The organism is Aeromonas sp. QDB17 (assembly GCF_027705305.1).
GTDB classification, from domain to species: Bacteria; Pseudomonadota; Gammaproteobacteria; order Enterobacterales; family Aeromonadaceae; genus Aeromonas; species Aeromonas caviae.
Genome location: NZ_JAPDBP010000044.1, coordinates 1 through 9,208 on the forward strand (window position 1 = coordinate 1; position 9,208 = coordinate 9,208).

12 protein-coding genes, 1 other RNA gene and 2 pseudogenes are annotated in these 9,208 nt (G+C 53.9%); 6 read left to right on the forward strand and 9 right to left on the reverse strand.

The genetic code is table 11. From position 1 onward, the window contains the following. Nucleotides 1–146: 146 nt before the first annotated feature. From OKC41_RS20810 to OKC41_RS20820, 3 genes and pseudogenes are all read right to left on the reverse strand, one after another. Nucleotides 147–932 (reverse strand): hypothetical protein, encoded by a 786-nt coding sequence (locus OKC41_RS20810; protein ID WP_201872798.1) that lies wholly within the window; start codon nt 930–932, stop codon nt 147–149. A 7-nt stretch (nt 933–939) separates the two neighbouring features. Further along, on the reverse strand, nt 940–1,419 hold the full coding sequence (locus tag OKC41_RS20815; protein ID WP_201872800.1) for a hypothetical protein: 480 nt from the start codon (nt 1,417–1,419) through the stop codon (nt 940–942). A gap of 101 nt (nt 1,420–1,520) precedes the next feature. Further along, a pseudogene (locus OKC41_RS20820) lies at nt 1,521–1,774 on the reverse strand (Mor transcription activator family protein); the annotation flags it as partial. Between the two features lie 10 nt (nt 1,775–1,784). Between OKC41_RS20820 and OKC41_RS20825 the strand changes: the two are divergent. The 3 genes and pseudogenes from OKC41_RS20825 to OKC41_RS20835 all read left to right on the forward strand — a co-directional run. Beyond that, nucleotides 1,785–2,315: pseudogene (locus tag OKC41_RS20825) on the forward strand (iron-containing alcohol dehydrogenase); the annotation flags it as partial. Nucleotides 2,316–2,447: 132 nt separating this feature from the next. Then, nucleotides 2,448–2,786 (forward strand): outer membrane protein assembly factor BamE, encoded by a 339-nt coding sequence (locus OKC41_RS20830; protein WP_029314185.1) that lies wholly within the window; start codon nt 2,448–2,450, stop codon nt 2,784–2,786. 100 nt (nt 2,787–2,886) lie between these two features. Beyond that, nucleotides 2,887–3,522, forward strand: coding sequence for an NAD-dependent epimerase/dehydratase family protein (locus tag OKC41_RS20835; RefSeq protein WP_041212681.1), 636 nt, complete (start codon nt 2,887–2,889; stop codon nt 3,520–3,522). A gap of 67 nt (nt 3,523–3,589) precedes the next feature. Here OKC41_RS20835 and OKC41_RS20840 read toward each other — a convergent pair whose 3' ends face one another. Together OKC41_RS20840 and OKC41_RS20845 are read right to left on the reverse strand one after the other, a co-directional pair. Continuing rightward, complete coding sequence (locus OKC41_RS20840; RefSeq protein ID WP_102948158.1) at nt 3,590–3,946, reverse strand: RnfH family protein; 357 nt, start codon at nt 3,944–3,946, stop codon at nt 3,590–3,592. Beyond that, complete coding sequence (locus OKC41_RS20845) at nt 3,939–4,373, reverse strand: SRPBCC family protein (protein ID WP_010673974.1); 435 nt, start codon at nt 4,371–4,373, stop codon at nt 3,939–3,941. Before OKC41_RS20845 ends, OKC41_RS20840 begins: the two co-directional genes overlap by 8 nt. Before the next feature lie 248 nt (nt 4,374–4,621). On the opposite strand from OKC41_RS20845, the gene smpB reads away from it, so the two are divergent. The 3 genes from smpB to OKC41_RS20860 all read left to right on the forward strand — a co-directional run bounded on the left by smpB (nt 4,622) and on the right by OKC41_RS20860 (nt 6,995). After that, a complete protein-coding gene (gene smpB / locus OKC41_RS20850) occupies nt 4,622–5,110 on the forward strand; it encodes an SsrA-binding protein SmpB (RefSeq protein ID WP_010673973.1) in 489 nt (162 codons plus the stop codon). Between the two features lie 122 nt (nt 5,111–5,232). Next, nucleotides 5,233–5,592, forward strand: a transfer-messenger RNA (tmRNA) gene (gene ssrA / locus OKC41_RS20855). Nucleotides 5,593–5,756: 164 nt separating this feature from the next. Continuing rightward, on the forward strand, nt 5,757–6,995 hold the full coding sequence (locus tag OKC41_RS20860) for an integrase domain-containing protein (protein WP_201896640.1): 1,239 nt from the start codon (nt 5,757–5,759) through the stop codon (nt 6,993–6,995). Nucleotides 6,996–7,114: 119 nt separating this feature from the next. Here the strand turns inward: OKC41_RS20860 and OKC41_RS20865 are convergent, their stop codons facing one another. From OKC41_RS20865 to OKC41_RS20880, 4 genes are all read right to left on the reverse strand, one after another. Then, a complete protein-coding gene (locus OKC41_RS20865) occupies nt 7,115–7,324 on the reverse strand; it encodes a hypothetical protein (protein WP_201896641.1) in 210 nt (69 codons plus the stop codon). Nucleotides 7,325–7,470: 146 nt separating this feature from the next. Further along, nucleotides 7,471–7,875 (reverse strand): H-NS family nucleoid-associated regulatory protein, encoded by a 405-nt coding sequence (locus OKC41_RS20870; RefSeq protein WP_270672338.1) that lies wholly within the window; start codon nt 7,873–7,875, stop codon nt 7,471–7,473. 345 nt (nt 7,876–8,220) lie between these two features. Continuing rightward, a complete protein-coding gene (locus OKC41_RS20875; protein ID WP_162624614.1) occupies nt 8,221–8,568 on the reverse strand; it encodes a hypothetical protein in 348 nt (115 codons plus the stop codon). Then, nucleotides 8,519–9,208 (reverse strand): inovirus Gp2 family protein (locus OKC41_RS20880; RefSeq protein WP_216824556.1); only part of this gene is annotated, 690 nt, incomplete at its 5' end. The genes OKC41_RS20880 and OKC41_RS20875, both read right to left, overlap by 50 nt.

Consider the following 9,208-nt stretch of genomic DNA (forward strand, 5'->3'; position numbering starts at 1 on the left):
GAAGGAAGTGCGCACTAAAGTAGCGTAAACAAGACACCGGTTTGAGGCCGGTGTCAGGTGATAACTAGATCTGTACAGGCGGGTTTATGGTGGGTTACATGATATAGTGCTATTAAGCAGCCCTATTTCATCACTTGGAAACATCATCATTGACCGCGTAGTATAAGTGAATGAACAGTCTTCCCACTACACTGCGGCTGCAACGGGCTAGGATACAGAGTAGACCGACTATATTCGATACCAGTAACCTTTGTGTCTTTCAATAATTCAAATGCTTGCCCATCAAAATTGCGTAACTGACAATTTTTCGCAGTCAAAGGTAGATTATCAAACTCTTCATAGCCTAAATTCTGACCAAGCATATCTCGCCAAGCTCGGTGGTTATTTCCGGGACCGTATGTGTCAGCGGAAAGTTTCACTGAGAGGTAGCCTAATGCACCATAGCCGTCAATCATTGCATAGAAAGTCCCTTCCCCACACGCATTGCAAGAAGGTATCTGAGGATCTGTGAAGTGAAGCTGACCACGCCATGCGTAGTCCTTAAAGGTGGTTGATGAGCCCCTAATCACGCCAGAAGATTGGTGCATGACGCTGCTCACATCAACATCGCAGCCTTTCTCTGGTTGAAAGTACATACCAATACTAACGACTTCGCTATTCTTGATACCTATGCTGATGTAACAACCATTGAGTTCATAACTATTTCGTTGAAATCCTAACTCGTCAATCTTTTCCCTCATCGCTGGAACACCAATTTTGTGTTCTGCATACTTCACTGTAACGCCAAGCATATCAGGTGTGACAATTTCGTCTAACGAAGTGGAGGCAAGCGCTTTGTTAGATATACTGAAGCCGAACAGCACGATAAGAAAAGTGATTGTGAAAAAATTTCTCACTACTGTTATTGGTGAGCAACAATTAACTTTGACCATAAGGTAATCATCCTTTGCTATAAACACTGTTGAACAACTGTACCACCTTGTAAATATCTAATTGGATATTGTAGAGGCGGTTAATTTCATCGCGATTTTTTTCAAAAAATCTTTCATCTTTGACCAACCGCATTAATTCGTCACCAGCTTGTTCATGCCTAGTGTTTTTTCCTACCTTCGTGAGCATCGTCAGGCACTTCATTGCTCCTTTTTCAACCTTAAGTTCCCAATCACAATCACGAGCGGCGATCTGTGCGGCTTCAAGCTCTGCAGCAACCAAAGCCAGCCGTATACTAGGATCTCCAACAAACACTAACGGAGCTTCTTCATTCTTCTTATCGAGTGAGCCCTCAGCCATCTCGTTTTCCACTGGTTTACTATCACAAGGCCAATAGTCCACCCATTCTCCATCGCATTTATATTTTACCGCTCCGAACGCAACTCCAGCCCATAGTGCTGAGGCCACTAGCAGGATGCCCTTGTTCATACACACCTCCATGTTCTGTGCGCTGAAATATTAAGCTATGACATCGGAGCCAAAAGAAAAACCCCGTCAGAGCGAGGTTTTTCTAAACGTGAGAGCTGTCGCTATTGATACCCGAACAAGTCAGGCTGATGCCGCCGCCGGGTCAGTTGCCGCTGCTCTGCCACCACCGCATAGGTCTGAGGCACCGAAAGCCCATGTTTGCGAGCCAGTTGGTCGATATTGCGGCCGTTGAACTCATCCCAAATGGCCCGGTCGCGCAGCGCGGCCTTGAGGTGATCACCAGTGGGGATGTAATAAGCGCGGCCCCCATATAGTGGGCTTGCACCAATGCCAACTTGCGGGCCTGGGCCAAGGCCTTTTCCGCCGCTACCCCGGTCACCGATGCCAGCGCCGTGATGGCCATCGCACTGATTGCCGAACACCTTCGCACCGCCGTGCATCAGGGGGAGGATCTCCATGCCCGCGAGCAGATGGCCTATGCCCAGTTCCTGGCCGGCATGGCCTTCAACAACGCAAGCCTGGGCTATGTGCACGCCATGGCTCACCAGCTCGGCGGCTTCTACGACCTGCCCCACGGGGTGTGCAATGCAGTGCTGCTGCCCCATGTCCAGGCCTACAACGCCCGGGTGTGCGCCGGCCGGCTCAAGGATGTAGCCCGTCATATGGGGGTGGATGTGAGCGCCATGAGCGATGAGCAGGGTGCGACGGCAGCCATTGACGCCATCCGGCAACTGGCTCGCGACGTCAAGATCCCCGCCGGTCTGGAGCAGCTCGGGGTCAGGGCCGACGACCTCGACGTGCTGGCCACCAATGCGCTCAAGGATGCCTGTGGTCTCACCAACCCCAGGCAGGCGACTCACGCGGAGATCGTCGCCATCTTCCGCGCCGCCATGTAAGGGGGCAAGATCTGCCAGGGCCGCCACGCGGCCCTTTTTATTGGCTGATGGATCAATGGCTTTTTACTTCCGCACGGGGAGTGGGTATGATTTGCCGAGCTAAAAAGACTGTATGGATGATCTGAACCCGATATGCGGATGAAACACCTGATTGCCGCGGCCCTGACCGCCCTCACCCTGTCCGGTTGCAGCCTGGTCTATCGCATCGATATTCCCCAGGGCAACTATGTGGAACAAAAGCAGGTCGACAAGCTGCGCCAGGGCATGACCCGCGAACAGGTCGAGTTCGTGCTGGGTTCTCCCATGTTGCGCGACAGCTTTGACCCCAACACCTGGTACTACCTCTATGAGTTCCAGCCAGGTCGGGGCGACAAGGAGCGCAAGGAGCTGACCCTCAACTTCGTGGGTGACAGACTGGCCACCGTGACCGGTGATTTCCCTCTCCCTGCCGCCTTCACCACACCGCTCTAGATGACATCACAAAACCGGCTTCTGCCGGTTTTGTTCTCTCTGGCCCCGGTGATGTCGCCGGGCCACACTCTGGATGCCTCATTGCCCCGAGGAGATCATCATGAGTCGATTCCTGATTGCCGGCGCCACCGGTCTGATTGGCAAAGCCTTGCTGCGCGAGCTGGGGACGGAGCACGACCTCCTCCTGCTCTGCCGCAAACCGGGCGACCCCGCTCCGGGACGCACCTGGCTGCCCACCTCGTTCGACGCGCTGGACAGATTGACGCTGCCCTCCCCTGTGGACATTGCCTTCTGCTGCCTTGGCACCACCCGCAAGGATGCCGGCTCGGCCGAGGCCTTTCGCCGGGTCGATCTCGACTATGTGCTGGCCTTTGCCGCGCTCGCCCGTCGCCACGGCTGCCGCCGCCTGCTGGTGGTCTCCAGTCTGGGCGCCAACCCGGGTTCCCCTGCCCTCTATCCCCGCACCAAAGGCGAGATGGAGCAGGCCCTGCTGGCCCAGGAGTGGCAGCGGCTCGTCATCCTGCGCCCGGCCATGCTGCTCGGCCATCGCGAACCTGCGCGCCGTTCGGAGCAGATCATCCAGGCCATCTATCCGCTGGTAAAGCCCCTGCTGCGCGGGTCGCTGCGCCGCTGGCGTGCCATCGAGGCCAGTCAGGTGGCGCACGCCATGGCGCGCCTTGCTATCCAGGAGAGCGGGATAGAGACGGTGGAAAACGAGCGCCTGCTCACCCTGTGATGCCCCGTGCCGGGCGAGACGATCACAAAGGGGCGCCACGGCGCCCCTTGTCACAGCCCATCACCCGTCAGGTGCCGGCATCGTCTCGCTTGCGGTGCACATCGGGTCGCCCGCCGGTGACCACATCGGCGCGCCCCTCTTCCTTGGCTTTCTCCGCCCGCTTCTTGCGCATCTCCTTGGGGTCGGCGATGAGAGGGCGGTAGATCTCGATGCGATCCCCCTCCTGCACCGGCTCTGCGCCCTTGACCGGACGGCTGTAGATACCGAACTTGTTGACCGACAGGTCTATCTCCGGGTGCTTTTGCAGGATGCCGGACTGTTCGATGGCCGCCAACACGCTGGTCTCGGGCGCGACCCGGATGCACAGCACCGTCTGCCGCTCGGGCAGGGCATAGGCCACTTCGATATTGAGGAGCTCAGACACCGTAAACCACCTTGGCACGATTGGAGAAGGCGAGCACCATGGAGCTCACCAGCTCGCGGAAGATCTGGCCAAATGCCAGCTCAATGAGCTTGGAGGTGAACTCGAAGTCGAGATCGAACTCCACCTTGCAAGCATCCACGTCCAGGGGTGTGAAGGTCCACCAACCCGCCAGCTTGCTGAAAGGCCCCTCCACCAGCTCCATCTTGATGGTGCGATTGGCATCGAGCTGGTTGCGCGTGGTAAAGGTCTTGGCGATACCTGCCTTGGCCACATCGACCGAGGCCATCATGTAGTCTTCACCTGACTCATGAACACGGCTGCCGACACAGCCGGGCAGGAACTCAGGATAGGCATCAACATCATTGACCAGCCGGAACATCTGTTCCGCGCTGAACATCACCAGGGCACTGCGAGTAATACGGGGCATGGGTTTTCCTCATCCAATCGGCCCGATTTTATCACCTTGTCAGCCAAAATCACCGCCGAAACTGTTCGCGGGTCACCAAGCAGGGCAATTGCACACTTTCCGGCCAGTGTGGCCTGCTCTCGCCCCGCCCTTCCCTCAAAATCGTCATCGAACTGCTCACAAAGCCGCCACTCGGAGCGCTGTGCGTTTTACAGCCGCCGCCACCCACGTATAATGCGCCTTCCTAAACATTGCCTAAGGCCCCCGTCATGAGCAAAAAGAACAGTAAAAACAAAGCCGGGTCCAGCACCATTGCACTCAACAGAACCGCCCGTCACGAGTACTTCATCGAAGAGCGCGTGGAAGCCGGCCTGTCCCTGCAAGGGTGGGAAGTGAAGTCCCTGCGGGCGGGCAAGGCCAACATCAGCGAAGCCTATGTCATCTTCATGCAGGGGGAAGCCTTCCTGTTCGGCTCCAGCTTCCTGCCGCTGAACGCCGCCTCCAGCCACGTGGTATGCGATCCGACCCGCACCCGCAAATTGCTGCTCAGTCGCCGTGAACTCGACAAGCTCGAGAGCCTGACCGCTCGTCAGGGCTACACCATAGTGCCGCTGGCCCTCTACTGGAAAGCGTGCTGGGTCAAGGTCGAGATCGGCCTGGTGAAAGGCAAGAAAGAGCACGACAAGCGGGAAGACACCAAGGCACGGGAATGGGACCGTGAGAAGGCCCGTATCATGAAGAACAAGCACCGCGGTTGATTGTGCGCCGCCGGCCCCCATGCGGCGACCAATAAACCAGCAATCGACCGGCCAAGGCCGGTCGATTGCCATCAACGCCTTGCCATGACAGGATTTTTGCGTACAATCCCTTTTGACAACTTGGGGCTGATTCTGGATTCGACAAGATTCACGAAACCCAAGGTGCATGCCGAGGTGCGGTAGGCCTCGTTAATAAACCGCAAAAAAATAGTCGCAAACGACGAAAACTACGCACTCGCAGCTTAATAACCTGCGCTGAGCCCTTCTCCCCTAGCTTGCCTGTGTCCTAGGGAAATGGAAGGTCATCCTTCACAGGATCGTGTGGAAGTCCTGCTCGGGGCGGAAGCATTAAAACCAATCGAGCTAGTCAATGCGTGGCGTGTCTCTCCGCAGCGTGTTGGCGAATGTAAAGAGTGACTAAGCATGTAGTACCGAGGATGTAGTAATTTTGGACGGGGGTTCAAATCCCCCCAGCTCCACCAAATATCGGTCCAATGGTGACCAACGAAGTCCAAGAAACCCGCACAGCATAAGGCTTTGCGGGTTTTTTGTTGTCCTATGCTGTCCAATGGGGTGCGTTGCCATCCAGCCCTTTTAGGCATATCGTTAGGCATATCTTTTTGTATGCCTTCCGGAGCGTATGCCTATGCCTCGTATCACCCGCCCCTTGTCCCCAACCGAGATCAAAGCAGCCAAGCCCAAAGAGAAGGAATACACCCTCTGCGACGGGGCTGGCCTGGAGCTCGTCATCAAGCCCAATGGCTCCAAGTTGTGGCGCCTGCGTTACTACCGCCCCCTTACTAAACAGAGAAACATGATCAGCTTTGGCTCATACCCAGCGATGTCATTGGCTGAAGCGAGAGAAAAACGCTCCGAAGCTAAATCTCTGTTACTGCAAAGCATTGATCCCCAGCATCATCGTGATGAGCAAGTATCCGCTGCGTTATCACAGAGCGAGCACACCTTTGAAGCCGTCGCCAAGCGCTGGTTTGATGTTAAGCGCCCTTCCGTCACCCCGGCATATGCCGAAGATCTCTGGCGTTCGCTCGAAATGTATCTGTTCCCCGAGATCGGCACTGTACCCGTGATGGAGATAAAGGCGCAGAGAGCTATCAAGATCATCGAGCCCATCGCAGCTGCTGGAAAACTCGAAACCGTACGCCGTCTCACCCAGCGGGTGAACGAGATCATGACCTTTGCCGTTAACTCGGGCCTGATCGATGCCAACCCTTGTTCGGGGATCAGCAAGGTGTTTCAGCGGCCAGCCAAACAGCACATGCCCAGCATTAACCCCAACCAGTTACCAGAACTGATGAACAGGCTATCGAAGGCCAGCATCAATTTGCAGACCCGCTGCCTCATCGAATGGAGCCTGCATACCTTGGCTCGCCCCAGCGAGGCGGCCGGAGCAAGGTGGGCAGAGATCGATATGGAAAAGAAACTCTGGCGGATCCCACCAGAGAGAATGAAGAAGCGCAGAGGTCATGACGTGCCCTTGACGCCACAGACACTTGCCTACCTGGACCTCATGCGACCGATCAGCGGCCATCGTGAATTTATCTTCCCAGGACTACGAAATCCCAAGACACATACTAACGAACAAACAGCCAATGCTGCTTTGAAACGGATGGGATATGAAGGGACCTTAGTCGCTCACGGTCTGCGAGCCTTGGGCAGCACGACCCTTAATGAGAGAGGATTTGATCGAGACGTCATTGAGGCCGCTTTGGCGCATTCTGACAAAGATGAAGTTCGTAGCGCATATAACCGCACGGATTATCTGGAACGTCGCCGAGAAATGATGGTCTGGTGGTCAGAGCACATTGATGCTGCATCCAGAGTCGGCTCGGCACTGACATGGTTGCCATCGACAAATGTCAGTTGAGCTAAGGTTCAATAACTCAACAACGCAATAGAAAAAGGACTAGTTAGCCAGTCCTTTTAACATCAAATCACGTGTAGTCCTCGCTCGCCAATCTCCGACTTCCGTTCGCATCTACACCACTAGCCAAATTGATGCTCAACGTAGATGCGCTTGACCGCCTCAACGACTAAGCTCGGATCTTCATCTTGGTCATCAAATATCGCAGCGGTCACCAATTCTATAAAGTTCGCTGCATCTTTCGCCGCGACGCGCGCTTGTTCTGAGAGAGTGCTCTGCTCCGCAAAGTCTTTGAGTATCATCACCATTTCAGATATCTCTGTCTTCAACATTGACTGGCTCCTAAGTATGAGGATCACACCGGCAAAGTTCACCGGCCCGTGAAAAAATATAGATGATTAAATGTAGAAGTTCAGACCTGAGCTTACAGCCAGTTTTACAGATGCTAAACTGCCACATCAGTCTCATAACCTACCCATTAGATCAGGAATTCTTCCAACTGCCTACCTTGCTCTAGCATGGCGGCCAGTGCTTTAGGCGTTCGCCCTTGGCCGGTCCAGGTGCGCTCTTCCCCATTCTCCATATAACGATATTTCGGCGGGCGAGGAGCACGTTTGGCGCCATCACGTTGAGCTTTCCCAGCTGGGACACCCTGTACGAGCTCAGCAGGGTCAATGCCAGCATCAGCCAACATTGCTTGGAATTCTGCCAGCTTGGCCGAACGCTCGGCATCAGCTGCGCGGGTCTTTTCTATCTCAGCAACCCGCTCGTTATAAATCGAGGAGAACTTCTCATTCGCTTCTTGCAACTGTTCAAAGGAGAGCTCACGCAATGCAGCCCGCAAGCTACGGATATTCAGCAACACTTTCAGAAATTCAGTCATGATTAAGATCTCTCAATAAGGGGCACACCGTCAGCCACATGGATAGCTACTGACTCTGGTGATATAGGTCTTTCAATCTGGATCGTTCTGGTTACTGGTCTGAATAGTGAACAGCACGATTCAGGTAGTAATAACAGTGTTGAATTTTACGCTATTACACCTCATCGATGCAAATGCCATTAATTATCGTTTTAGCATTCTGTCGTCATCAGTGTCCATTTGAATTTGTTGTATTTATACGCAACACATAAAAACGAGGGGATTGGTCCCCTCGCTGTGCTTAACAGACTAGTCATCTCCGTAAATGCTACTAGAACGTTCATACAGAAGCAGCTGTTGTTTATACTACCCAAGTTTCCGGCTTCGCTTAGACGAGCTTACAGGGCATCTGGTGAACGCTAACAGCTCTTCAGGATTAATACGCTCTAAAGCGAGCAATTCTTTAATGTCAGCGATCACCTGCTGCCGCTCATGTGCTCTTACCCTCGCAGCCTCCTCTTCCTCAATGCGCTCCAGCGCTATCGCCTCGATTTCAGCATTCAGTGCTAACAAATCCTCCGATGACAATCCCTTTAATGCCGACCGTAACGATCGGGTATCTGTAAACACACTTGATGCAAGCTTCATTTGCCACCCTAATAAATCAATGCTCAGCCCGAAGTAGTTGGCTAGTACCAAAGTTGCGGTAGCCATCACCGCCGCTCTTCGTATTCTTTTTACTCAGGTACGCCATACGAAACAAAAATGCTTCGAAGTTGTCATCTAGCTCTCGGGCTGACTGGCGATCAAACCGGTACTGCGGATTATCAGGAAAATTCACTAACGTCGCGTTATCAGGATAAGGGAGGCTCAGGGCGCTGCACCACGCCTTCTGGATCCTGGTTCCCATATTGTTAGCGTCATAGTCCCGATAGTCTCCCAGAAAGGCATAGACGTCTTTGTTAAAGAGCAGCATCAGGTGGTAATGGGGTGATGCCGAGGTATCCTGCTCACGGCACCAGATAAAGGCCGGTAGAGACGGAGTACCACGTCGTTTCTGACGATAGTGGTCCGCACGTAGTTGGCTTTTCAGGGACTCCATAAAGCGAGTAATCACTGACGGGTCAGCCCGCTGTAGGCAGGTCAGCGTGTCAGCATCATCTTCAGGTGACTCAACAGCGAAGCGCAGATCTACCCGCAGAGCATAAACACGGGGATACCTGGCAAGGGTATCGGAAACAACATCCAGACTACGTCTCAAATAGGTGCAATTCATGGGGCCGTAACTATCTGTGTATAATCTAGTAAGTGCTTTCATCTTCAATACTGAATTTTTTAAGTGATTCAACATAGG